This is a genomic window from Cupriavidus sp., assembly GCF_057315035.1.
Map to the genome: position 1 here is coordinate 25,341 of NZ_DBHKYV010000038.1, position 23,619 is coordinate 48,959.

A 23,619-nucleotide genomic window follows, 5' to 3' on the forward strand; every position below is an offset into this window, starting at 1 on the left:
CGGAACCGATCGTAGCGCGCCCGCGTCCGACCGGGGCGGCCTTTTGGTCAAGCCAAAGTACATTCTTTCGAAACCGGCGCAAACAAAAAGGGCCGACCCGGAGGTCAGCCCTTTTGATGCGTTGCGCCGCGACACCGCGCGGCAGCGACGATAGCGATCAGATACGGTTCGCCAGTTCCACGGCCTTGCCGATATAGCTGGCCGGCGTCATGTCCAGCAGCAGCTTCTTGGCATCATCGGGAATGGCCAGGCCCTGCACGAACGTCTGCAGCGCTTCGCGCGAGATACCCTTGCCGCGCGTCAGTTCCTTCAGCTGTTCATACGGATTGGGCACACCGAAACGGCGCATCACGGTCTGCACGGGCTCGGCCAGCACTTCCCAGCAGTTGTCGAGGTCTTCGTTCAGGCGCTCGGGGTTGGTTTCCAGCTTGCCCAGGCCGCGCAGGCAGGCCTCGTAGGCCAGCAGGCTGTAGCCAAAGGCCACGCCCATGTTGCGCAGCACGGTGGAATCGGTCAGGTCGCGCTGCCAGCGCGATACGGGCAGCTTTTCCGACAGGTGGCGCAGCACGGCATTGGCCAGGCCTACGTTGCCTTCCGAATTCTCGAAATCGATCGGGTTGACCTTGTGCGGCATGGTCGACGAGCCAATTTCACCGGCCTTGGTCTTCTGCTTGAAGTAGCCCAGCGCGATATAGCCCCACACGTCGCGGTTCAGGTCCAGCAGGATCGTGTTGGCGCGGCCGATGGCGTCGAACAGCTCGGCCATGTAGTCGTGCGGCTCGATCTGGATCGTGTACGGGTTGAATGTCAGGCCCAGGCGCTGCTCGATCACCTGCTTCGAGAACGCTTCCCAGTCGAACGAGGGGTACGCCGACAGGTGCGCGTTGTAGTTGCCCACGGCACCATTCATCTTGCCCAGCAGTTCCACACGCTCGACGCGCTCGATGGCACGTGCCAGGCGCGCGGCCACATTGGCCAGTTCCTTGCCCAGCGTGGTCGGGCTGGCGGGCTGGCCATGCGTGCGCGACAGCATCGGCTGCGTGGCGTTGAGCTTGGCCAGTTCCACCAGGCGGGCCTGCACGCGCTTGAGCGTCGGCACGATCACGCCGTCACGGGCGCCCTTGAGCATCATGCCGTGCGACGTGTTGTTGATGTCTTCCGACGTGCAGGCAAAGTGAATGAACTCGCTGGCGGCTTCCAGTTCCGCGTTGCCCTTGACCTGTTCCTTGAGCCAGTACTCGACCGCCTTCACGTCGTGATTGGTAACGGCTTCAATTTCCTTGATGCGCGCGGCGTCGGCTTCGGTGAAGTTGTCCACCAGCGCCTGGAGCGCGGCTTCCGACGCGGCCGAGAACTTCGGCACGTCGGGCAGGCCCGCCTGCGCCAGCGCGATCAGCCAGTTGACCTCGACCTTGACGCGGTTGCGCATGAAGGCCGCTTCGGACAGCCATTCGCGCAGCGCATCGGCCTTGGCGGCATAGCGGCCATCGATGGGAGACAGGGCGGTGAGCGGCGAAAGGGAGGACGTGGACATGCTGGCAACCGGGAGAATTGAGGAAACGGGAGGTTCGTGCTGGGGGCGAGGAACCACGCAAATGCGAACAGAAGCGTACAAAGTGCAGATAGAAGCGGCTGATGCGCCGCTCGTACTTGCCAATGCCAGGGTTTCGACGGCGGCCACGAGGCCGGCCGCCGAACGCGCAACGCGGGATTTTACCATCGGGGCATGGCGCTGTGCTGCCTGCCACAAGCAATGCACGCTCCTCGGTGCGCAAGGCCGCATTGGCGCCGCACGTGGCTCCGGGCGCGGGTATACTCGCGCTCGCTCATCCGTTAGCCTGTTATGAAGTGCATCGGGCACGCAGTTGCGCGTGCCATCGGAGCGCCGATGCACTTCATAACAAGCTCAAGGGGAGAACATGAAGCTGTATGCGTCCCACACCAGCCCGTATGCGCGCAAGGTGCGCGTGGTGCTGGCGGAAAAGAAGATCGACTACCAGATGATCGAGGAGAACGTCTGGTCGCCCGACACCACGATTGGTCAGTTCAATCCGCTCGGCAAGGTGCCGTGCCTGATCATGGAAGATGGCGGCGCGGTCTTCGATTCGCGCGTGATTGCCGAATATGCCGACACGCTGTCGCCGGTCAGCCGCCTGATTCCGCAAGGTGGTCGCGAGCGTCTCGAAGTGCGCTGCTGGGAAGCACTGGCCGACGGCCTGCTGGACGCCGCGCTGCTGGTACGCCTGGAAGGCACGCAGCGCCAGGCCCATGAACGCAGCGAAGGCTGGGTGGCACGCCAGCGCGGCAAGATCGATGCGGCACTGGCCGCGATGTCGACGGGCCTGGCCGACAAGCCGTGGTGCACTGGTATCCATTACACGCTCGCTGACGTGGCCGTAGGCTGCGCGCTGGCCTACCTGGATTTCCGCTTCCCGGACATCGCCTGGCGCGACCAGTACCCTAACCTCGTCGCGTTCCAGGAAAAGATCGAGAAGCGCCAGTCGTTCATCGATACCGAACCACCCAAGGCCTGAAGCACAGGGCACTGGATGTACCAATGAAAAAACGGCCGCATGCGGCCGTTTTCCTTTTGCTTCTCCATCACTGGATGATGCCGCCTCCGAGGCAGACATCGCCGTCGTACAGTACCGCCGACTGACCCGGCGTCACGGCCCACTGCGCTTCGGCAAACGACAGCCGCAACGCATCGCCCTCCGCCTTCACGACCGTACACGGCGCATCGCTCTGCCGATAGCGGGTCTTCGCGGCCATCACCGCGCCGGCAGCCGGCGGTTCCCCCGCCACCCACGACAAGTCCGCGGCATCGAGTTCGGGCTTCAGCAGCCAGGGGTGATCATGCCCCTGCACCACGTACAGCGTATTGCTGGCCATGTCCTTGCGCGCCACGTACCACGCGTCGCCGTTGCCATCCTTGCTGCCACCGAGCCCGATACCCTTGCGTTGGCCCAGCGTGTAGAAAGCCAGCCCGATATGCTCGCCCACGACCTTGCCTTCGTCGGTCATCATCGGACCGGGCCGGGTCGGCAGGTAACGGTTCAGGAAGTCACGGAACGGGCGTTCGCCGATAAAGCAGATGCCGGTCGAATCTTTCTTCTTCGCGTTGGGCAGGCCGATTTCGGCGGCGATCTCGCGTACGCGCGTCTTCGGGATCTCGCCCAGCGGGAACATCGTGCGCGACAGTTGCGCCTGGTTCAGCCGATGCAGGAAGTAGCTCTGGTCCTTGGTATGGTCGAACGCCTTGAGCAGTTCGGAGCGGCCGTCTTCCGCCCGGCGCACGCGTGCATAGTGGCCTGTGGCGATAAGGTCCGCACCCAGCGACATCGCGTGGTCGAGAAACGCCTTGAACTTGATCTCGGCATTGCACAGCACATCCGGATTCGGCGTGCGTCCGGCCGAGTATTCGCGCAGGAAGTCGGCGAACACGCGATCCTTGTATTCGGCCGCGAAGTTGACCGCCTCCACGTCCACGCCGATCACGTCGGCAACCGATGCCACGTCGAGCCAGTCCTGGCGCGTGGAGCAATATTCGCTGTCGTCATCGTCTTCCCAGTTCTTCATGAACAGGCCGATGACCTCGTAGCCCTGCTGCTTGAGCAGCCATGCCGTGACCGACGAATCCACGCCGCCCGACATCCCTACCACGACACGCTTGCCGCTCACGACGAGACTCCCGTGGCAGCCGGTTCGGCAACGGCGGTCGGATGGGTGTGCAGCATGTCCAGCGCAAACCGCTTGCCGGCCACGTAGTCTTCCACGCAGGCCATCACCAGCGGCGAACGGTGACGCTCGACACTGGCGCGCAATTCCTCGGCAGTCATCCACACCGTGCGGACAATGCCGGTATCGAGTTGCCGGCCCGCGTCGAGCGAGCCGATATCGCCGGTAAAGGCAAAGCGGATATAGGTGGTGTCGCCCTGGTCGCGCGACGAGCGGCCACGGCTCATGTAGCAGCCGAGCAACGCACGCGGTTCAAACGTGTGCGCGGTTTCCTCGAGCGTTTCGCGGATCACGGCGCGGATCAGGCTCTCGCCCGCTTCCAGATGGCCTGCGGGCTGGTTCAGGCGCAGACCGTCCACCGTTTCCTCTTCCACCAGCAGGAAGCGGCCGCCCCGCTCGATAACCGCGGCGACCGTGACGCTGGCATTCCATTCACGTGACATGATGCACATTTTTTAAGCAATCCGGCATTTTACCGGTTGCCGCTGGAACGTGCAGCACGCGCGGCGTTTCAGGCGGCCTGGGCCGCCAGTTCGGCGGGCAGCAAGGCCAGGGCCTCATCGATCTGCGCCACAAGTGCGCTGGACGCCGGCATCAACGGTCGGCGCACCTCGGCGGTAACAAGTCCGGACAGGGCCAGCGCGGCCTTGACCGGCGCCGGGTTCGGCTCGGCAAACATCAGCCCGATCAACGGCGACAACTGGCGGAACAGCGCGCGCGCCGCTTCCTCGCGACCGGTACGCGCATATTGCAGCAGCCGGACAAACAGGTCGGGACGCACATGCGCGGCCGCCGGCACGATGCCCTGTCCGCCGCGCAACAGGTGGTCGAGCATCAGCGTATCGTCGCCGCAGAACACGCCGATCAGATCCTGCACTGCCAGCGTGCGCAGGCCTGCCGGATCGCACTCCTTGATCGCCACGATCTGCGGATGTGCGGCCAGTCGCCATGCAAGTTCAGGGGAAATCGTGCAACCGGTGCGCTTCGGCACGTTGTAGAGCATCAATGGCTTGCCGGTCTGGCTGGCCACGCTGCGCATATGCCATGCTATGCCTTCATCCGATACGCGCAGGTAGTAAGGCGGCGGCACCAGATAACCGGCCAGCGGCAGGCGGTCGAGCCGGCGCACCTGCTCGCATACCGCATGCGTGGCCACGCCGCCCACACCTGCCATGACCGGCAGCACACCGTCCACGGCTTCGAGTACCGCAGCCGTCAGCATGAAGCGCTCGGCGTCGGTCAACAGGCCGCCCTCGCCCGTCGTGCCAAGCACGATGAGGCCATCGACGCCGGCCGCCGCATAGTGCGTGGCCAGCCGCTGCGCGGCATCGAGGTCCACCTGCTCATTGCGCAACGGTGTCACCATCGGCAACCACAGGCCACCAGCCATCGCAACGCGATGCTCAATGCGTGCCATGGTCGTCTCCAAGCACCGTGGCCACGCCAAACTCGGCGGCGGGCAATGCCGCCATGATTGCATGCATGGCCGCATCGCGGTCGCCGCGCTCCACCTCCACATGCAACGTGGTCTCTGCATGGCGATGATCGACTTCCACCACGTAGATCCGCGCCATATTGCCGATCGCCCGATGCAAGGTCTGGCGCAGCGCAAATACCTGCGCGGACGAAACCGCCAGGCGCAGCCGGATCCATGGATCCGGCGCAACGGCGCGGCGTCGCGGGACAGAAGCAAACGCCACGGCGAGACTCGATGACTGTCGCATGAAGCGGTGATCCGCGCTTGGCGGATCGTCTGTTGAACATGACTCCATGCTAGGGACGGGCATCTCAAATTGATGCAGGATTGAAGGCGGGATGCATCAAGAAGGCATAAAGGTCTTGCCTTTGATTTTGATTTTGATTGTCTCCCCTCTCCCGCGTAGCGGGAGAGGGGAGCTGTACAACTCAAAACGTCTTCGTGATCGATGCAAACGCAGTCGCCTTGCCCAGGTAGCGGCCACGCGTGTTGGTGTAGACCGTCTTGTCGGCATTGGTGCCGATATACGCCACGGATAGCGCGAAGCCCTTGCCAAGGTCCTTGGTCAGCCCGAGCTTCCAGTCCGTGTACGACGCGTCGCTGAAATGCTGCACGCCCTGGTAGCCCACATGCGCGTTCAGCGTCAGGTCCCATACGTTCAACGGCACGTTGGCGCTCAGGTCGATGTAGTAGCTGTTCTTGCTATCGGCAAACCCGAACAGGTTGGTCACCGCATGCGAGTACTTCAGGAACACCGGGCCCCAGCCAACGCCGGCGTAAAGTTCGGTGGTGTACGGACGCGTGGTCGTATATCCGCCCGGGTAGTAGTACTCGAGCACGCCGACGTCATAGTTGATGTCCTGTCCGGCCACCTGGAACGAATTCTTGAAGCCGCCGTAGAAGTCCATCTCGACCGGCGCGGACACCGACGGATCGGCATCGCCGAGCCAACTGATGCTCGAATTCCAGTTGCCAATGTAGAAGCCACTGGCATGCGCATAGTCGAAGCCGCCCTGGATGGCCGGGCGACGGTCGGTCTGGCTGATGCCGCGGTAGCGATAGTCGGATACCACCGATACGTTGGCGGTGAAGGCATGGGGCGAGGCCGGCTCGGCCTCCTGGGCAAAGGCGGCGGAGAACGGTGCTGCTAGCAGGACGGCGGTGGCCAGCGTGGCCGGCACCGAGGTCATCAGGCGGGTTGCGATCATGAATTCAGGTTACGTGGACGCGTTTTTTTGGAACGCCTCGGATGAGACGTGGGCGCCACGATACGCAGCCGGACCTCAAATCGGCATCAAGAATTCAGGTGACGCCGATGTCATTTGATAAAGACGGTTTTACGAAGCAATCGGGTCTGCATGAAATGAGTCGTTTCATGCGTAGCAAAAATGAGTCGTGGCGACCGCACAAATCTCCGACCGTCCGGTCACCATCGAACGTAAGTTTCGGGTAAGCTGCGCAAAAATTGGTGTGTTGTTTTGCAATGCACCAACGGGCAAGGACGTTGGCCCGACCAACAGATACGAACGACGCCAGACAGGAGAAATTGACGATGCATATCGGCATCCCGCTCGAAACGCGGGCAGGTGAGACGCGTGTCGCCGCTACCCCGGAGACGGTCAAGAAGTACGTTGCCCAGGGCCACCAGGTGACCGTGCAGGCCGGCGCAGGGGTACGCGCCAGTATTCCCGACGCCGCGTTCGAAGCGGCCGGCGCGCGTATCGGCTCCGCGGCCGACGCGCTCGGCGCGGAGCTCGTGCTCAAGGTCCGTTCGCCCGACGATGCGGAGCGTGCCCAGTTCAGGGCCGGCTCGGTACTCGTTGGCATGCTCAATCCGTTCGATATCGAAAACAACGCCCGCATGGCCAGCGCCGCGATCACCGCGTTCGCGCTGGAGGCCGCGCCGCGCACCACGCGCGCGCAGAGCATGGACGTGCTGTCGTCGCAAGCCAACATCGCCGGCTACAAGGCCGTGCTGGTGGCTGCGCACCACTACCAGCGCTTCATGCCGATGCTGATGACCGCGGCTGGCACCGTCAAGGCCGCGCGCGTGCTGATCCTTGGCGCCGGCGTGGCCGGCCTGCAGGCGATTGCCACGGCCAAGCGCCTGGGCGCCGTGATCGAGGCTTCCGACGTGCGCCCCGCCGTGAAGGAGCAGATCGAATCGCTCGGCGCAAAATTTCTCGACGTACCGTTCGTGACCGACGAGGAACGCGAGATTGCCCAGGGCGTGGGCGGCTATGCGCGCCCGATGCCGCCAGACTGGATGCGCCGCCAGGCCGAGCTGGTGCACCAGCGTGCCATCCAGGCCGACATCGTCATCACCACGGCATTGATTCCGGGCCGCAAGGCACCGGTGTTGCTGGCGGAAGACACCGTGAAGCAGATGAAGCCTGGTTCCGTGGTGGTGGACCTGGCCGCCGCGCAGGGCGGCAACTGCCCGCTGACCGTGGCCGACGAAGTCGTCGAACGCCACGGCGTGGTGCTGATCGGCCATACCAACCTGGCCAGCATGGTGGCCGCCGACGCGTCGGCGCTCTACGCGCGCAACGTGCTGGACTTCCTCAAGCTGATCGTCGACAAGGACGGCCGCTATACGCTCAACCTCGAAGACGACATCGTCGCGGCCTGCCTGATGTGCAAGGACGGCCAGGTCGTCAGGCAGGCCGCCTGATTTTTTCCTGTTGACGCCGTGGCGCGGACCGAGCCGGCCGCGCCACGCACCGCCGCGCCCTCGGCACACGTTGTTCCTGAAGTACTGGTTTCTCGCAGTCCCGCCTGGCGCGATGCATGGCAGCAAGTATTCGAAAGCAACGGAGGAGAAGTCGATGGATATGGTTAACCACACGGTGATCAACCTGATCATCTTTGTGCTGGCCATCTACGTGGGGTACCACGTGGTATGGACGGTCACACCCGCGCTGCACACCCCGCTGATGGCCGTGACCAATGCGATCTCGGCCATCATCATCGTCGGCGCCATGCTGGCGGCCGGCCTGACCGAAGGCGGCGTGGGTCGCATCATGGGCACGCTGGCCGTGGCACTGGCCGCCGTGAACGTGTTCGGTGGCTTCCTGGTGACCCAGCGCATGCTGGAGATGTTCAAGAAGAAGGAACCGAAGGCCAAGGCCGTGTCGGGCAGCAAGGAGGCCGCGTGATGGAACTCATCAGCATGAACCTCGTGACGCTGCTGTACCTGGTGGCATCGGTCTGCTTCATCCAGGCCCTGAAGGGTCTGTCGCACCCGGCATCGGCCCGCAAGGGCAATACGTTCGGCATGATCGGCATGGCGATTGCCGTGGTGACCACGCTGGCACTGATCGTCAAGCTCAAGAACGAGTTCCTGGCAGCCGGGGCCGCGCAGTCGTCGGTCGGTACCGGCATGGCGCTGATCTTCGGCGCACTGGTGGTGGGCGGCGGGATTGGCGCCTATGTGGCCCGCAAGGTCGAGATGACCAAGATGCCCGAACTGGTGGCGGCCATGCACTCGCTGATCGGTCTTGCCGCGGTGTTCATCGCGGTGGCCGCCGTGGCCGAGCCTGCTGCGTTCGGCATCACGCCGGCTGGCTCGCACGACATTCCGCTCGGCAACCGCATCGAACTGTTCATCGGCTGCTTCGTGGGCGCGATCACGTTCTCGGGTTCGGTCATTGCATTCGGCAAGCTGTCGGGCCGCTACAAGTTCCGGCTGTTCCAGGGTGCGCCGGTGGTATTCCCGGGGCAGCACTGGCTGAACCTGCTGCTGGCCATTGCGATGCTCGGCTTCGGCATCATCTTCTTCCTGTCGCAGGCCTGGCTGCCGTTCGTGATCATGCTGGCCATCGCATTCGTGCTGGGCGTGCTGATCATCATCCCGATCGGCGGCGCGGACATGCCAGTGGTGGTGTCGATGCTGAACTCGTACTCGGGCTGGGCCGCGGCCGGCATCGGCTTCTCGCTGAACAACCCGATGCTGATCATCGCCGGCTCGCTGGTCGGATCTTCCGGTGCGATCCTTTCGTACATCATGTGCAAGGCCATGAACCGGTCGTTCTTCAACGTGATCCTGGGTGGCTTCGGCGCCGACGCCTCGGCCGGCGCCACGGCTGGCGTGCAGGCACAACGTAACGTGAAGTCCGGCTCGGCCGACGACGCCGCGTTCGTGATGAGCAATGCCGAAACCGTGATCATCGTGCCCGGCTATGGCCTGGCGGTGGCACGCGCCCAGCATGCACTCAAGGAATTGACCGAGAAGCTGACCGAGCACGGCGTGACGGTGAAGTACGCGATCCACCCCGTGGCAGGCCGCATGCCGGGCCACATGAACGTGCTGCTGGCCGAAGCCGAGGTGCCGTACGACCAGGTGTTCGAAATGGAGGACATCAACAGCGAGTTCGGCCAGGCCGACGTGGTACTGGTGCTGGGTGCCAACGACGTGGTCAACCCCGCCGCCAAGACCGATCCGAAATCGCCGATTGCCGGCATGCCGATCCTGGAAGCCTACAAGGCCAAGACCATCATCGTGAACAAGCGTTCGATGGCGTCCGGCTATGCCGGGCTCGACAACGAGCTGTTCTACATGGACAAGACCATGATGGTGTTTGGCGATGCCAAGAAGGTCGTGGAGGAAATGTTCAAGGCCGTGGATTAAGTTGCCGTTAATGCTGCGGAGGGCCCTCAGTCCGCGAAGTGAATAAAGAAACTCGCAGACCTGAAATCAATAAAATCGAACTAGTGCGGCCAGCAACCAACGCTGGCCGTTTCCTTTTGCGCGGTCTGGTTGCACGCGTGATTTCAGGCGCTATACTGGCTTGCCCCGTTCTTTTTCCCTTCCCTGCGCCCGGCGGCCAGATTCAATCGCACCATGACATTTACCGCGCATGACCGGAACCTGTCGGTCTTCCATCACCCCGTGCTGACGGTGCTGGTGGACGATAGCAAGTCGTTTATCGACAGCCTGGCGTTCCAGATGGATGCATCGCGCGCGGTGGTCAGCTTCACCGATCCGCGCGAGGCACTCGCATGGATTCGCGATGCGTATGCCACACGTCATCCGGCCTTCCTGCCGGTACGGGTCACGCACGACGACCTCACATTCCTGTCCGAGCGCCGTACGGTGCAGCTCGATGTCGATCGCATTCACCGCCAGATCCACGACGTGCACCGCTTCCTGCAGCCGGGTGTGATCGTGATCGATTACTCGATGCCGCAGATGGACGGACTCGAGTTCTGCCAGGCGCTAAAGGACCTGCCGTGCAAGACGATCCTGCTGACCGGCACGGCTGACGAAAGCATTGCGGTGCAGGGTTTCAACCATGGGTTGATCGATCGCTACGTCAAGAAGCACGACCCGAACATGGTGGCACGCCTGAACGAGGAAATCGACGCGCTCCAGCAGCAGTACTTCGCGTCGATCTCGCGCACGCTGCGCGACCTGCTGACGCGCCACTCGTACTCATTCCTGTCCGACCCGGTCATGGCCGACCGTGTGCGCCAGACCGCCGCGCGCTACGGTTTCGTCGAGTACTACCTGTATCCGAATCCCGCGGGCATGCTGCTACTCACCGCGCAGGGCCATGCCACGCTGATGGTGATCGAGACGCGTGCCGGGTTGATGAACCAGGTGGAATCGGCCGAGGCGTACGAAGCGCCCGCGGCATTGATCGAAGGCCTGCGGGAAGGCCGCATCGTGCCATTCTTCTGGCCCGGCAATGGCATGTACACGCCGGCATGCCTCGATTGGGAACAGTACTGCCTGCCGGCCGAGCGCTGCGAAGGTGGCGAAGAGTACTTCTACGCGCTGTTCGACCTGCCGCGCCATATGCTGCAGGAGCCAGTGGTCAGCCTGCAGAGTTTTCTCGCGGAATTCTCGCGCGGTGCCGATGCCATGACCGGACGCAACCGCCACGTCTGAGTTTGATTCCTGCTTCCCTCGCCTGCCGGAGAGGGAAGCAAAACCGCAGGTCCCCTCAGCTTTTCTTCACTGCCTCGCGATTCCCCCCACGCACCATATCGAACCGGAACAGACGGCATTCGATATTGCCGTTGTAGAGCGGCGTGCGGCGTGACTCCTTGAGTCGCAGGCGCTTCGGGATCGACAGGTCGCCCGTGAACACCCAGGCCTGCCAGCCCGAGAAATTCTGCTTCAGCGTGGTGGCGAAGGCGCTCGCGAACTGGTTGGCCGCGGCTTCCTCGGCCTCATCTCGCGGCGAGTCCTGCATGGCGTTGCGCCGATCGCCACGCACGGCGATACGTTCGCCATACGGCGGATTCATCATCATCAGGCCTGCGTCGGCAAACGGCGGCTGCACGAAACGCGCATCGACCTGCTTCAGTTGCACGTCGCCCGGCAAGCCGGCACGGCGCCAGTTGGCCTGTGTCATCGACAGCATGTCAGTCGAAATGTCGGAGCCCGCGATCTGCAACGCGGCGCCCTGGCTGGCAGCCTGCTCGCGCACCCGTTGCGCATCGGCGCGCAGTGCCTGCCACGCCTTGGTGTTTGCGCCCTTCAGCCATTCGAACGCAAACGTGCGACCCCCGCCCGGCGCAATGCCCAGCGCCACCTGCGCGGCTTCCACCAGGAACGTGCCGCTGCCGCACATCGGGTCGAAGAACGGACGGGCGGTGTTCCCCTGCGTCCAGCCCGCCAGCCGCAGGATGCCTGCGGCAAGGTTTTCCTTGAGCGGTGCCTCGCCCTTTTCCATGCGCCAGCCGCGCTTGAACAGCGGCTCGCCCGTGGTATCGAGGTACAGCGTGCAATCGAACTCGGTCAGGTGGGCATAGATGCGGACGTCCGGGCTGACGGTATCGACGCTGGGGCGCGCACCGAGCCGTTCGCGCATCGCATCGCAGACGCCGTCCTTCACGCGTAGCGCCGTGAAATTGAGGCTTTGCAGCGGCGACTTGTGCGCGGTGATATCCACGCGCAGCGTCTCATCGGGCGAGAACCATTGGTCCCAGCGCTGCTGGCGCGCCAGTGCGTAGACATCGTCCTCATGCCGATAGCCGCGCTGCGCCACGCGCAGCAGCACGCGACTGGCAATGCGCGAGTGAAGATTGACCGCGTAGGCCGCAGCCATGTCACCGGAAAACGACACGCCACCGGGCATCTCGCGATGCACCTCGAACGGCGCTGCGGCCGCCACGGCCGGATATTGCGCGATCTCGCGCAACTCCTCGGCCAGTGCCGGTTCAAGGCCACGCGGGCAAGGAGCAAAGAAGGCTTGGGTCATGGCGAGTGATTCCTGAAAACAAAAACGTCCGCTGCGGCGGACGGAAGGTGCACGGGTCCGGTGTGTCGATCAGCCCGCGGCAAGCGCGCGGTCGAGGAAATCGAGCCGGTCCTGGCCCCAGTACGACTGGCCGTCGTGGACAAACCACGGCGCACCGAACACATTCGCGGAGATCGCGTCCTGCGTATTCTGCGCGTAGGCGGCCTGCACCGCCTGCGCTTCGCTGGCCTTGAGCAGGCTCGCACCATCGAAGTCGTTCTCGTCGGCGATCTGCGCCAGCGTGGCCGCATCGGCAATATTGCGCTGCTCGGCCCAGATGGCGCGTGTGATCGCTGCGGTAAGCGCCAACGCGCGCGCGGTACCGTGAGCCAGTTGTACGGCGATGATGAGCCGGGCGGCGGCGTCGCCCGAGACCGGGAAAAACGTAGGATGCAGGTTCAGCGGGATATTCAGGAACTTGCTCCAGCGTTCGAGCTCGACCAGCCGGTACGCCTGGCGTTGCGGCGGGCGCTGTGCCAATGGCACGCCGCCAGAAACCGAGAACACCTTGCCCAGGTCGGCCGGCTTCAGCAGCACCTGCGCCCCATGGCGGTTGGCGATCTCCACGAAGCGCGCGTGCCCGAGATACACGAACGGGGATTGCGGTGCCAGGAAATACTCGACCTGCTTGCTCATCACGACCTCATCGAAAAGACAGTGGGACCCAATATCCGATTGTTATCTGATTGCTACCTGATAGCTTAGAACGGCTTTACGACAACCAGGATCACGATGGCCAGCAATACCAGCACCGGCAGTTCGTTGAACCAGCGGTAGAACGTATGCGAGCGTGTATTGGCGCCGCGCTCGAACTTGCGCAGCAGCACGCCACAGCCATGGTGATATCCGATCAGTACCAGCACCAGCGCCAGCTTGGCGTGCATCCAGCCCTGCCCCGTGCCGCGTCCGATGCCGTAGCCCAGATAGAGCCACAGTCCGAACACCACGGCGGGCACCGCCAGCATCGTCATGAAACGGAACAGCTTGCGCGCCATCAGCAACAGCCGCCGCACGCTGGCCGGATCTGTCTCCATGGCCAGATTGACAAAGATACGCGGCAGGTAGAACAGCCCCGCGAACCACGAAACCACGAACAGGATGTGAAAGGCCTTGACCCAGAGCATCGGCAACTGGCTCCCGCTTACGTACGGATCTCGCCGTGTCCGAACACGACGTACTTGAGCGACGTCAGGCCTTCCAGGCCCACCGGTCCACGTGCATGCAGCTTGTCGTTCGAGATACCGATCTCGGCACCGAGGCCATACTCGAAGCCGTCGGCGAAACGTGTCGACGCATTGATCATCACGCTGGCCGAATCCACTTCACGCACGAAACGCATGCCTGTGCTGTAGTTCTCGGTCACGATCGAATCGGTGTGCGCCGAGCCGTAGGTGTTGATATGCGCGATGGCGGCATCGAGTCCGTCGACGGTGCGGATGGCCAGCACCGGTGCCAGGTATTCGAGGCTCCAGTCTTCTTCGGTGGCATCGACCAGCCCCTTGAAGCCTGCGGCTTCGAGCGTGGCCCGCGTGTCCGCGCATACGCGCAGCTCGACACCCTTCTCCTGGTAGATGCGGCACAGCGGGGTCAGCACGGCCGCCGCGATCTGGCGCGATACCAGCAGCGTTTCCATGGTGTTGCACGGCGCATAGCGCTGCGTCTTGGCGTTGTCGCAGATACGCACGGCCTTTTCCAGGTCGGCATCGTCGTCGACGTAGACGTGGCAGATGCCGTCCAGATGCTTGATCATCGGCACGCGGCCTTCTTCGATCAGGCGCGCGATCAGGCTCTTGCCGCCGCGCGGCACGATCACGTCGACATACTCCGTCATCGTGATCAGGCGGCCCACCGCGGCGCGGTCGGTAGTCTCGATCACCTGTACCGCTTCGGCCGGCAGTCCGGCGGCGGACAGGCCCTCGGCCACCAGCGCGGCCAGCGCCGTGTTCGATTCGATGGCCTCGGAACCGCCGCGCAGGATGGTCGCATTGCCCGATTTCAGGCACAGCGCCGCCGCGTCGATGGTCACGTTCGGCCGCGATTCGTAGATGATGCCGATCACGCCAAGCGGCACGCGCATCTGGCCCACCTGGATGCCGGTGGGACGAAACTTCATGTTCGAGATCTCGCCAATCGGGTCCGGCAGCGCGGCGATCTGCTCAAGGCCGGCCGCCATCGTGTCGATGGCCTTGTCCGACAGGGTCAGCCGATCCACGAACGCGGGGTCCTGGCCGTTGGCGCGGGCACGTTCCACATCGCGTGCATTGATGGCCTTGAGCTTGCCGGCGTCGCGGCGGATGGCCGCGGCAATCGTCAGCAGTGCGCGGTTCTTGTCGGCCGTGGAGGCGCGCGCCATGGCGCGCGACGCTGCGCGGGCCTGTTGGCCAACGCGGGACATATAAGCGTGGAGATCGAACTCGGTCATGATGGTGTCCGGGTGTGCCCGGTCTGCTGTGGGTGCCGCGATGTCGATGCGCCGGCGCGGCTGCCAGCGATATTCCTGGTTTGGCCTGTGGTCCCGGTCTCAGCCTGGACGCGCGACCAGCAGCGCCAGTTGCAGCAGGCCGTCCCACGGCTCGGCAGGCAGCGCCCCGGCCGGGCCACCCGCGCCTGGCAGGTCCGCCAGGCCCTTGACCTGCCGGTCGAGCCGCGCGGCCATGGCCAGTGCGGCTTCCAGTTGCGGCATGGACAGCCGTTGCGCGGCTTGTGGCACCAGCCGCTCGCGCGGGCCCCAGACCCGCAGTTCGCGCATCAGCACGCCTGCCGGTTTGCCGGCCGCCAGCCCTTGCCGGACCTTGGATAATACGCGAATTTCCTCGGTCAGCGCCCACAGCACCAGCACCGTGGCCTCGCCCTCGCCACGCAGCCCTTCGAGCATGCGTGTCAGGCGAGGCACGTCGCCGCCGAGCATGGCCTCGGACAGCTTGAATACGTCATAGCGGGCTACGTTCAGCACCGCATCGTGAACCTGGTCGAAGGTCAGCACGCCGGGCGGGTAAAGCAGGCCGAGTTTCTGGATTTCCTGGTGCGCGGCCAGCAAGTTGCCTTCGACCTTGTCCGCAATGAATTGCAGCGCACGCCGGCCGGCTTCGCCCGGCTCCACGCGCTGCTGCTGCAGGCCCAGCCGCTCGCCAACCCAGGCGGGCAGGCGGGTGCGATCGACCGCGTCGACCTTGATGGCGATCCCGGCCGATTCCAGCGCCTGGAACCACGCGGACTTCGCCGTAGCAAAATCCAGGCGCGGCAGTGTGACCAGCATCACCACGTCCTGCGACGGCTGGGCCGCCACGGCGCGCAATGCTTCGCCGCCATCCTTGCCGGGCTTGCCCGAGGGCACGCGCAATTCAACGATCTTGCGGTCACCGAACAGCGACATCGATTGCTGGGCCTCGACCAGCTGGCCCCAATGGAAGCCGCGCTCGGCCACCAGCACCTCGCGTTCGGTGAATCCCGCGTCGCGGGCTGCACGGCGCAGGCGGTCCACCGCTTCGAGCACCAGCAGGTGCTCGTCGCCATGCACCACATACAGCGGCGCCAGGCCCTTGGCCTGGGCCTGCTTCAGGTGTGCATCGAGTCCGTCGAGCTTGAGCTGCATCGTCGCCCTGGAAATGGCGGGAGAACCCCGCTCAGATTGCCTTGACCGCGGCCAGCCGGCGCATCAACTGCTGCACGATGTCGCGCTGCATGTCGCGATAGAGCTGCTGCTCTTCGTAGTCCTTGGCCAGCGTATTCGCTTCGTTGTAAGTCAGGTCGCGCGTCAGGATCAGGGTCGACGGCGCGATCAGTTCCTTGCCCGCCGGGTCGCGCAGGCGGAAGCTGAAGCGCTGGGTCAGGCGGTATTCGCGCACCACGCCCTGGGCCGTGATCGACAGGATCGACTTCCCGCGCGTGTCCGCGAGCACGTCCAGCAGCGCGTCGGCTTCCTTCTGATCCTCGACGATCTTCGTGTCCGACCCGTTGCGAATATTGCGGCGCAAATCCGCACCCATCAGCGAGTTCGGCGGCAAGCCGACATAAAGCCGCTTGAACGCGAAATCGGCGTTGCCGCGCATGTGAAAGCCGCAGCCGGCCAGCAGGCCGGCCGCCGCCATTGCGGCACCGAGGGCGAGAAATCCGCGGCGTCCCATATCCTCCGGTCGATCCATTCCTGTGTCTTCCTGGCTATGTGGCTCAGAGCACCACGTTGACGAGCCGGCCCGGCACCACGATGATCTTCTTGGGCGCGGCGCCATTGGCGAACTTCGCCACGATCTCGCTGCCGGCGGCAACCGCTTCGATAGCGGCGCGATCGGCATCGGCCGGCACCGTCAGGCTGCCACGGACCTTGCCGTTGACCTGCAGCACCAGTTCGATCTCGCTGCGTACCAGCGCGCCCTCGTCCACCTGCGGCCAGGCCGCGTCGAGGATGTCGCCAGCTTCCGTCGCGTAGCCGAGCTCGGCCCACAGTCCGTGCGCGATATGCGGCACCACCGGGTACAGCACGCGCAGCAGGATGCTGAAACCTTCGCGGCGCGCGGCCGGCGACGCGCTCTTGGCATCTTCCAGCGCATTCAGCATCTTCATCGTGGCCGATACCACGGTGTTGTACTGGATGCGCTCGTAGTCGTAGTTGGCCTGCTTGAGCACGGTATGCATCTCGCGACGCAGGTCGGCATCGTCAGCGGTGGCCTTGGTGCCGGCGCCATCGCGAATGGCCCGGGCGTTGGCAAAACCGTAGTTCCACACCCGGCGCAGGAAACGCGATGCACCTTCCACGCCCGAACCGCTCCACTCGAGCTGCTGCTCGGGCGGCGCGGCAAACATCACGAACAGCCGCGCGGTATCGGCGCCGTGCAGGTCGATCAGGGCCTGCGGGTCGATGCCGTTGTTCTTCGACTTCGACATCTTCTCCACGCCGCCGATCACCACGGGCTGGCCATCGGCCTTCGACGTGGCCCCAACCGGGCGGCCACGCTCGTCGGTCTTTACATCGACATCGGCGGGGTTGTACCAGGTCTTCTTGCCCGAAGCGTCTTCACGGTAGTACGTCTCGTTGAGCACCATGCCCTGCGTGAGCAGGTTCGTGAACGGCTCGTCGAACTTGACCAGGCCCAGGTCACGCATGACCTTGGTCCAGAAACGCGCGTACAGCAGGTGCAGGATCGCGTGCTCGATGCCGCCGATGTACTGGTCCATCGGCATCCAGTAATCGTTGCGCGCATCGACCATCGTGGTCGCGTCCGGGCACGTGTAGCGCATGTAGTACCAGCACGAGTCGATGAACGTATCCATCGTATCGGTCTCGCGGCGCGCGGGCTTGCCGCACGACGGGCAGCTGCATTCCAGGAAGCGCGGATCCTTGTTCAGCGGATTGCCCGTGCCGTCCGGCACGAGATCCTCGGGCAGCACCACCGGCAGGTCTTTCTCAGGCACCGGCACCACGCCGCAGCTGTCGCAATGGATCAGCGGAATCGGCGTGCCCCAGTAACGCTGGCGCGAGATACCCCAGTCGCGCAGGCGCCAGGTCACCTTCTTCTCGCCCAGGCCCTTGGCGGCCAGGTCGGCGGCAATCGCGTCCACCGCAGCCTTGTAGCCAAGGCCATCGTACTTGCCGCTTTCGATGCAGACGCCGTGTTCCTTGTCGCCGTACCACTCCTGCCAGGCTTCGGTGGAATACGGCTGGCCCTTGACGTCGATCACCTGACGGATCGGCAGCTGGTATTTGTTGGCAAATGCGAAGTCGCGCTCGTCGTGTGCCGGCACGCCCATCACGGCGCCGTCGCCGTAGCTCATCAGCACGTAGTTGCCGACCCACACTTCCACCTGCTGGCCGGTCAGCGGATGCGTGACCTTGAGTCCGGTGGGCATGCCCTTCTTCTCCATGGTCGCCATATCGGCTTCCATGACCGAACCATGCTTGCATTCGTCGATGAACGCGGCCAGTGCCGGATTGCCAACGGCTGCATGCGTGGCCAGCGGGTGCTCTGCGGCCACGGCGCAGAACGTGACACCCATGATCGTATCGGCGCGCGTGGTGAACACGTAGAGCTTGCCGTCACCGATCAGTTGGCCATCGGCATCGCTGATCTCGTGCGGGAAGGCAAAACGCACGCCCTCGCTGCGGCCGATCCAGTTCTGCTGCATGATCTTGACGCGCTCGGGCCAGCCCAGGCCATCGAGGTCGCCAAGCAGTTCCTGCGCGTAGTCGGTGATGCGCAGGTAGTACATCGGAATTTCGCGCTTTTCCACCGGCGCACCCGAGCGCCAGCCGCAACCATCGATGACCTGCTCGTTGGCCAGAACGGTCTGGTCCACGGGGTCCCAGTTCACGGTGCCGGTCTTGCGGTAGGCGATGCCCTTTTCCAGCATCTTCAGGAACAGCCACTGGTTCCAGCGGTAGTAGTCGGGGTCGCAGGTGGCCACTTCGCGCGACCAGTCGATCGCCAGGCCCATCGACTGCATCTGCTTCTTCATGTAAGCGATGTTGTCGTAGGTCCAGGCCGCCGGTGCCACGTGGTTGTTCAGCGCGGCGTTCTCGGCCGGCATGCCGAATGCATCCCAGCCCATCGGCATCAGCACGTTGCGACCGTTCATGCGCAGGTAGCGCGCCATCACGTCATTGATGGTGTAGTTGCGCACGTGGCCCATGTGCAGCTTGCCCGAGGGATACGGCAGCATCGAGCAGGCGTAGAACTTCTGCTTTTCCTTGCCGTCGGGTCCGACCGCGTGCTCCGACACCTTGTAGGCATCGATGGCTTGCCAGTGCTGCTGGGCGGCTTGTTCAACGGCGGACGGAAGATATTTGTCTTGCATGGTCGGGACGACGGTCTGGACAACGGCGGGCGCGGCAACTGGCGCGCCGGACGGCCTGGGGATCGGATTGCGAAAGAGACGATTATAACCGTGGCCGCCAGTGAAACCTGGCCGCCACGGCGCCTTGCAAAGGCAAGTACGGCTCGCCTGGGCGAGCCGTGCAGACTTACTTCAGGCCCAGCACGTCCTGCATGTCGAACATGCCGTGAGGCTTGTCGGCCAGGAACCGTGCCGCGCGGACCGCGCCATCGGCGTAGGACTGGCGGCTCGACGACTTGTGGCTGATCTCGATCCGCTCGCCAATACCGGCAAACATCACGGTGTGATCGCCAACGATATCGCCGCCGCGCACCGTGGCGAAGCCGATCGAACTGGCTTCGCGCGGGCCGGTGTGGCCTTCGCGCGCGTACACCGCACAATCGTCGAGGTTGCGGCCGGTTGCCTTGGCAATGACTTCGCCCATGGTCAGCGCGGTGCCCGACGGGGCATCCACCTTATGACGATGGTGGGCTTCGATGATCTCTATGTCGTAGCCGGTGGAAAGCAGCTTGGCCGCCACTTCCAGCAGCTTGAACGTGGCATTGACGCCCACGCTGAAGTTCGACGCGAAGACCACGCCGATCGACTTGGCCGCATCGTCCAGCGCCTGCTTGCCAGCAGCGTCGAACCCCGTGGTGCCGACCACGATCTTGGTGCCGAGGCGCTTTGCCACGGCCAGATGGGCCAACGTGCCTTCGGGACGCGTGAAATCGATCAGGCAATCGGCGGCGCCGAGTACCGCTTCGATATCGGACGAGATCTTCACACCGGTTTCACGGCCCAGGAACATCGCGGCATCCTGGCCCAGTGCAGCGGAGCCTGGCACGTCAAGCGCGCCGGCCAGCGTGACGCCTTCGGTATTCAGGACGGTTTCGATCAGCATGCGGCCCATGCGGCCAGATGCACCTGCGATGGCGATTTTCATGGTGTGGCGTGTCGGATGTCTGCTGCCCGGCCGTCGGGCCGGGCAGCATGGAGGAGCTTGGAGGTTGCTGGAAGCTGGCTCGCGTACGCGATCAGCTAGCCGGTTTGCCGTCGGTCGTGCTGGTGCTCGGGGTCGGGGCAGCAGCCGGCTCGGCAGCCGACGGGGCCGGAGCCTCAGCCGCCGACGCACCGGCCGCGGCCGGCATGGCTGCAGCCTCGGTGCCGGTCGGCGCCGGGGCAGGATTCGGGTTCGACTGGCTCGACGACGTGATCTTGCCCGACGTCTGGTTCTTTAGTGCCGCCTTCATGCCGTCAATTTCAGCAATCAGCTCGTATTCCGACGGCAAATCGTCGCCTTGCCACTTGGTCAGCTTGTCGCCGTCGAAAAATACCGTGAACTGGCGCGATTGCACCACTGGCGTGCTGCCGCGGCGGAACGAGAAGTAATAGTCCCAGCGGTTGCCGTGGAAGACATCCTGCAGCAGCGGTGTGCCCAGCAGGAAGCGGACCTGGTCGCGCGTCATGCCTTCGCGCAACTGCGAAACGGCTTCGCGCGACACAAAATTGCCCTGGACGATATTGATGCGGTATGGCGTGATGGCATCAGCCACCTTGCGCGACGTGCTGTCGTAGGCCGAGCAGGCACCGGCCAGCAGCGCTGCAGCCAGCAGGGAAGACACCAGCGCCGGGCGCATGGCGGACGAACGGAATGAACGCATGTATCTCGCTTCCAGACGGGAATGATTCTGTGCCGGAACCGGCGCGCAGCACGAAGCTGCGGCATCCGGCACGGCCAGGCGATTCGCGGGCACCCCACCACGCGGGTGGCGTCCGGACGCCATGGCACCGGGGCGACTTTTGCCGCCAAAACCCTTATGATTCAACTATCCAGACATTGTACTCTAGGGAGTCACGCCCATGCCGAGTCCGGCGGACCTCAAAAATATCGGCCTCAAGGCGACCGTCCCCCGCCTGAAGATCCTTGAGATCTTCCAGACCAGCGAACAGCGCCATCTGAGCGCGGAAGACGTTTACCGAATCCTGCTCAACGAGCATATGGATATCGGTCTCGCCACGGTCTATCGCGTCCTGACCCAGTTCGAACAGGCGGGCCTGCTGTCCCGCAACAACTTCGAATCGGGCAAGGCCATCTTTGAACTCAACGAAGGCAAGCACCACGATCATCTGGTGTGCCTGGACTGCGGTCGCGTCGAGGAATTCTTCGATGCCGATATCGAGCAGCGCCAGCAGAGCATTGCGCGCGAGCGCGGCTTTGCGTTGCAGGAACATGCGTTGTCGCTGTATGGCAACTGCACCAAGAACGACTGTCCCCACAGACCCAAACGATAAGCCCGCGCGGGGCCGGCACACTCGATGCCCCTCCCCGGACAGCAGGCATAAAAAAACCGGCGCCACGGCGCCGGTTTTTTTATGGCAATGCGGTTTATTCCTGCGGCAGGTCCTGTTCCTGCTCACTCACCACGCGCAGCGCGCGCGCTGCGGCGGCGGCCTGCGGCACGCCTACGAACTCTCCAACGACCTGACGAAAGAGGTTGCGCGCCCATACCAGCATCGGATGGGTATTGCGGCTCCGGTGCCAGAACATGTTCAGGCCCAGCGTCGTGTTGAGTTCGGCCGGCAGCGGGAACGCCTTGAGGCCATACGTTTCGCAAGCCATGTCCTTGGTCAGCGCGTTGACCGTGAAGATCATGTCGGTTTGCGCGGCAAGCTCCGCCTGGGCGCGCCACGAATGAACGGTCAGCGTGGCGTTGCGCTTGAGGCCGCGTTGCTGCAACGCGTAGTCCAGCGGAATCAGTGCCGGTGCCGGGCGACCGGCGCCACCGGAGTGCGCCATGAAAATATGGCTGCAGTCCAGGTACTGCTCGAGCGTGCAGTCTTCCGTCAGAATCGGATGGTTCTTTCGCGCGCAAACCCAGAGGTTCAGCGAAGTCACCATTTCTTCAACAATTTCCGGATGGCGCGTCGGGAATGGCGAGAATGCCAGGTCGAGCTCATTGGCACGCATCGAGGAAACATCGCTTTCCCACGAATGCGATTCGACCAGGCGGATATGCAGGTCGGGGGCTAGTTGCTTGATGCGCAGGATGAAACGGTTGAATACCGTATCGCCAAGTTCCGCGGCGAAGCCGATGCTTAGCGTGCCGGTGGCAATGGCCGGATCGAAATTGTCCGCATCGCCTTCGTTGATCGACGACCAAAGATCGAGCATGTCGCGAATCTTCGGACCCAGTTCCAGCGCACGCGGCGTCGGCGTCAGGCCGTGAGGGACGCGAATAAAAAGAGGATCGTCGAAGATTTCCCGCAGACGGCCGAGCGAGTGCGAAACCGCCGGCGCCGTCATATGCATCTTTTCCGCCACATAAGTGGCGTTTCGTTTGCTCAGCAGCTCAGTGAAAATCACGAGCAGCTTGGTATCCACGTTCACCATGATCAGGCCCGGTTATTTTGTAGCGCTTCGATGGCCCCACCACTTTCACTGGCTGCACATCAGATATCAACAGATTCTTCCGAGTGTAAGAGAAAAAAACGGCAGGGAAAAGCAAATTCAGCATTTCTCGCACTACGCGAACCGCAAATTAGCGAATTTTTGATAACTTCGAGACAGATAATGTCAAAAAACGAAACCATTTCGCGTGTGCACCCCGCTATATTCGTCTACAACGGCTCGATCCTGTCTTGAGCTTGCGCACATTGCCTCGGATTTTTCGGACTTGCATCATGAATTTTCATCGTCTCGACGTCGAACTTGGGAAAGCCTACCGGCTGCTCAACCATGGACCGACCGTGCTGGTCAGTGCCGCCCATAATGGCCAGCGAAACATCATGGCGGCGGCCTGGGCCATGCCGCTGGACTTCGCGCCGCCAAAGGTTGCCGTGGTGCTGGACAAGGCCACCTGGACCCGCCAGTTGCTGGAAGCCAGCGGCGAGTTCGCGCTACAGGTGCCAACCGTGAGCCAGGTCGACATTACCCAGGCGCTGGGCTCCAGTTCCGGGCTTGCGCTGACGGAACAACAGGGTATCGACAAGTTTGCCGCCTACGGATTGCAGGCATTCGCGGGCAGCGTGGTCGGTGCGCCGTTGCTGGAAGGATGCGCGGCGTGGCTTGAATGCCGGTTGCTGCCCGAACCGGAGATCCAGCACAGCTATGACCTGTTTCTTGGCGAGGTGGTAGCCGCTCACGCCGATAGCCGCGTATTCAGCGAAGGTCGCTGGCATTTCACCGGGCACGATGACTTGCGCACCATCCACCATGTGGCAGGCGGACATTTCCTGGTGGACGGCGATGCCGTCGATGCCAGGCCGCTACAGCCGTAGCAAATCGTCAATCACCGGACATAAAAAAACGCGCCCGAAGGCGCGTTTTTCCTGACTTGAGGCTGA

At 63.6% G+C, this 23,619-nt stretch carries 23 protein-coding genes; 7 read left to right on the top strand and 16 right to left on the bottom strand.

What is annotated here, in order from left to right:
* Nucleotides 1–157: 157 nt before the first annotated feature.
* A complete protein-coding gene (purB, locus tag ACO550_RS31350) occupies nucleotides 158–1,534 on the bottom strand; it encodes an adenylosuccinate lyase (protein WP_315596320.1) in 1,377 nt (458 codons plus the stop codon).
* A 385-nt stretch (nucleotides 1,535–1,919) separates the two neighbouring features.
* Between purB and ACO550_RS31355 the strand changes: the two genes are divergently transcribed.
* Nucleotides 1,920–2,534: a glutathione S-transferase C-terminal domain-containing protein gene (locus tag ACO550_RS31355; RefSeq protein WP_315596321.1), complete on the top strand. Its 615-nt coding sequence runs from the start codon at nucleotides 1,920–1,922 to the stop codon at nucleotides 2,532–2,534.
* A 67-nt stretch (nucleotides 2,535–2,601) separates the two neighbouring features.
* Here ACO550_RS31355 and mnmA read toward each other — a convergent pair whose 3' ends face one another.
* The 5 genes from mnmA to ACO550_RS31380 form a co-directional block, all read right to left on the bottom strand.
* Entirely contained in the window at nucleotides 2,602–3,681 is a 1,080-nt protein-coding gene (mnmA, locus tag ACO550_RS31360) for a tRNA 2-thiouridine(34) synthase MnmA (protein ID WP_315596322.1), read from the bottom strand.
* Nucleotides 3,678–4,190, bottom strand: a complete 513-nt coding sequence (locus ACO550_RS31365) for an NUDIX domain-containing protein (protein ID WP_315596323.1) — start codon at nucleotides 4,188–4,190, stop codon at nucleotides 3,678–3,680. Before ACO550_RS31365 ends, mnmA begins: the two co-directional genes overlap by 4 nt.
* Before the next feature lie 59 nt (nucleotides 4,191–4,249).
* Nucleotides 4,250–5,155, bottom strand: coding sequence for a 4-hydroxy-tetrahydrodipicolinate synthase (gene dapA / locus ACO550_RS31370; protein ID WP_315596324.1), 906 nt, complete (start codon nucleotides 5,153–5,155; stop codon nucleotides 4,250–4,252).
* Nucleotides 5,142–5,462, bottom strand: coding sequence for a hypothetical protein (locus tag ACO550_RS31375; RefSeq protein WP_315596325.1), 321 nt, complete (start codon nucleotides 5,460–5,462; stop codon nucleotides 5,142–5,144). Before ACO550_RS31375 ends, dapA begins: the two co-directional genes overlap by 14 nt.
* A 181-nt stretch (nucleotides 5,463–5,643) precedes the next feature.
* Entirely contained in the window at nucleotides 5,644–6,423 is a 780-nt protein-coding gene (locus ACO550_RS31380) for a TorF family putative porin (RefSeq protein ID WP_315596326.1), read from the bottom strand.
* Nucleotides 6,424–6,767: 344 nt separating this feature from the next.
* Between ACO550_RS31380 and ACO550_RS31385 the strand changes: the two genes are divergently transcribed.
* From ACO550_RS31385 to ACO550_RS31400, 4 genes are all read left to right on the top strand, one after another.
* A complete protein-coding gene (locus ACO550_RS31385) occupies nucleotides 6,768–7,889 on the top strand; it encodes a Re/Si-specific NAD(P)(+) transhydrogenase subunit alpha (protein ID WP_315596327.1) in 1,122 nt (373 codons plus the stop codon).
* A 154-nt stretch (nucleotides 7,890–8,043) separates the two neighbouring features.
* Entirely contained in the window at nucleotides 8,044–8,373 is a 330-nt protein-coding gene (locus ACO550_RS31390) for a proton-translocating transhydrogenase family protein (RefSeq protein WP_315596328.1), read from the top strand.
* Nucleotides 8,373–9,845 (top strand): NAD(P)(+) transhydrogenase (Re/Si-specific) subunit beta, encoded by a 1,473-nt coding sequence (locus ACO550_RS31395; RefSeq protein ID WP_485995069.1) that lies wholly within the window; start codon nucleotides 8,373–8,375, stop codon nucleotides 9,843–9,845. Before ACO550_RS31390 ends, ACO550_RS31395 begins: the two co-directional genes overlap by 1 nt.
* A gap of 213 nt (nucleotides 9,846–10,058) precedes the next feature.
* Entirely contained in the window at nucleotides 10,059–11,108 is a 1,050-nt protein-coding gene (locus ACO550_RS31400) for a response regulator (protein ID WP_315596330.1), read from the top strand.
* A gap of 55 nt (nucleotides 11,109–11,163) precedes the next feature.
* Here ACO550_RS31400 and ACO550_RS31405 read toward each other — a convergent pair whose 3' ends face one another.
* The 9 genes from ACO550_RS31405 to ACO550_RS31445 all read right to left on the bottom strand — a co-directional run bounded on the left by ACO550_RS31405 (nucleotide 11,164) and on the right by ACO550_RS31445 (nucleotide 20,936).
* Nucleotides 11,164–12,426, bottom strand: coding sequence for a THUMP domain-containing protein (locus ACO550_RS31405; RefSeq protein ID WP_315596331.1), 1,263 nt, complete (start codon nucleotides 12,424–12,426; stop codon nucleotides 11,164–11,166).
* Nucleotides 12,427–12,495: 69 nt separating this feature from the next.
* Entirely contained in the window at nucleotides 12,496–13,101 is a 606-nt protein-coding gene (locus ACO550_RS31410; protein ID WP_315596332.1) for a DsbA family protein, read from the bottom strand.
* Nucleotides 13,102–13,166: 65 nt separating this feature from the next.
* Nucleotides 13,167–13,589: a CopD family protein gene (locus ACO550_RS31415; protein WP_066732253.1), complete on the bottom strand. Its 423-nt coding sequence runs from the start codon at nucleotides 13,587–13,589 to the stop codon at nucleotides 13,167–13,169.
* Between the two features lie 17 nt (nucleotides 13,590–13,606).
* The gene (locus tag ACO550_RS31420; protein WP_315596333.1) at nucleotides 13,607–14,887 is read right to left on the bottom strand and encodes a glutamate-5-semialdehyde dehydrogenase; all 1,281 of its coding nucleotides are present in this window, start codon (nucleotides 14,885–14,887) and stop codon (nucleotides 13,607–13,609) included.
* Nucleotides 14,888–14,986: 99 nt separating this feature from the next.
* Nucleotides 14,987–16,057 carry a DNA polymerase III subunit delta gene (gene holA / locus ACO550_RS31425; protein ID WP_315596334.1) on the bottom strand — a complete coding sequence of 357 codons (1,071 nt, stop codon included), beginning with the start codon at nucleotides 16,055–16,057 and terminating at the stop codon, nucleotides 14,987–14,989.
* 31 nt (nucleotides 16,058–16,088) lie between these two features.
* Nucleotides 16,089–16,607, bottom strand: coding sequence for an LPS-assembly lipoprotein LptE (locus ACO550_RS31430; RefSeq protein ID WP_315596335.1), 519 nt, complete (start codon nucleotides 16,605–16,607; stop codon nucleotides 16,089–16,091).
* A gap of 25 nt (nucleotides 16,608–16,632) precedes the next feature.
* Nucleotides 16,633–19,254, bottom strand: coding sequence for a leucine--tRNA ligase (leuS, locus tag ACO550_RS31435; protein ID WP_315596336.1), 2,622 nt, complete (start codon nucleotides 19,252–19,254; stop codon nucleotides 16,633–16,635).
* A gap of 166 nt (nucleotides 19,255–19,420) precedes the next feature.
* Complete coding sequence (gene dapB, locus ACO550_RS31440) at nucleotides 19,421–20,218, bottom strand: 4-hydroxy-tetrahydrodipicolinate reductase (protein WP_315596337.1); 798 nt, start codon at nucleotides 20,216–20,218, stop codon at nucleotides 19,421–19,423.
* Nucleotides 20,219–20,309: 91 nt separating this feature from the next.
* Nucleotides 20,310–20,936, bottom strand: coding sequence for an outer membrane protein assembly factor BamE domain-containing protein (locus tag ACO550_RS31445; RefSeq protein WP_315596338.1), 627 nt, complete (start codon nucleotides 20,934–20,936; stop codon nucleotides 20,310–20,312).
* Nucleotides 20,937–21,135: 199 nt separating this feature from the next.
* On the opposite strand from ACO550_RS31445, the gene fur reads away from it, so the two are divergent.
* Nucleotides 21,136–21,567: a ferric iron uptake transcriptional regulator gene (fur, locus tag ACO550_RS31450; RefSeq protein WP_315596339.1), complete on the top strand. Its 432-nt coding sequence runs from the start codon at nucleotides 21,136–21,138 to the stop codon at nucleotides 21,565–21,567.
* Nucleotides 21,568–21,661: 94 nt separating this feature from the next.
* Here the strand turns inward: fur and ACO550_RS31455 are convergent, their stop codons facing one another.
* Nucleotides 21,662–22,666 (bottom strand): LysR substrate-binding domain-containing protein, encoded by a 1,005-nt coding sequence (locus tag ACO550_RS31455; protein WP_315596340.1) that lies wholly within the window; start codon nucleotides 22,664–22,666, stop codon nucleotides 21,662–21,664.
* Between the two features lie 290 nt (nucleotides 22,667–22,956).
* Between ACO550_RS31455 and ACO550_RS31460 the strand changes: the two genes are divergently transcribed.
* Complete coding sequence (locus ACO550_RS31460) at nucleotides 22,957–23,553, top strand: flavin reductase (protein ID WP_315596341.1); 597 nt, start codon at nucleotides 22,957–22,959, stop codon at nucleotides 23,551–23,553.
* Nucleotides 23,554–23,619 lie beyond the last annotated feature (66 nt).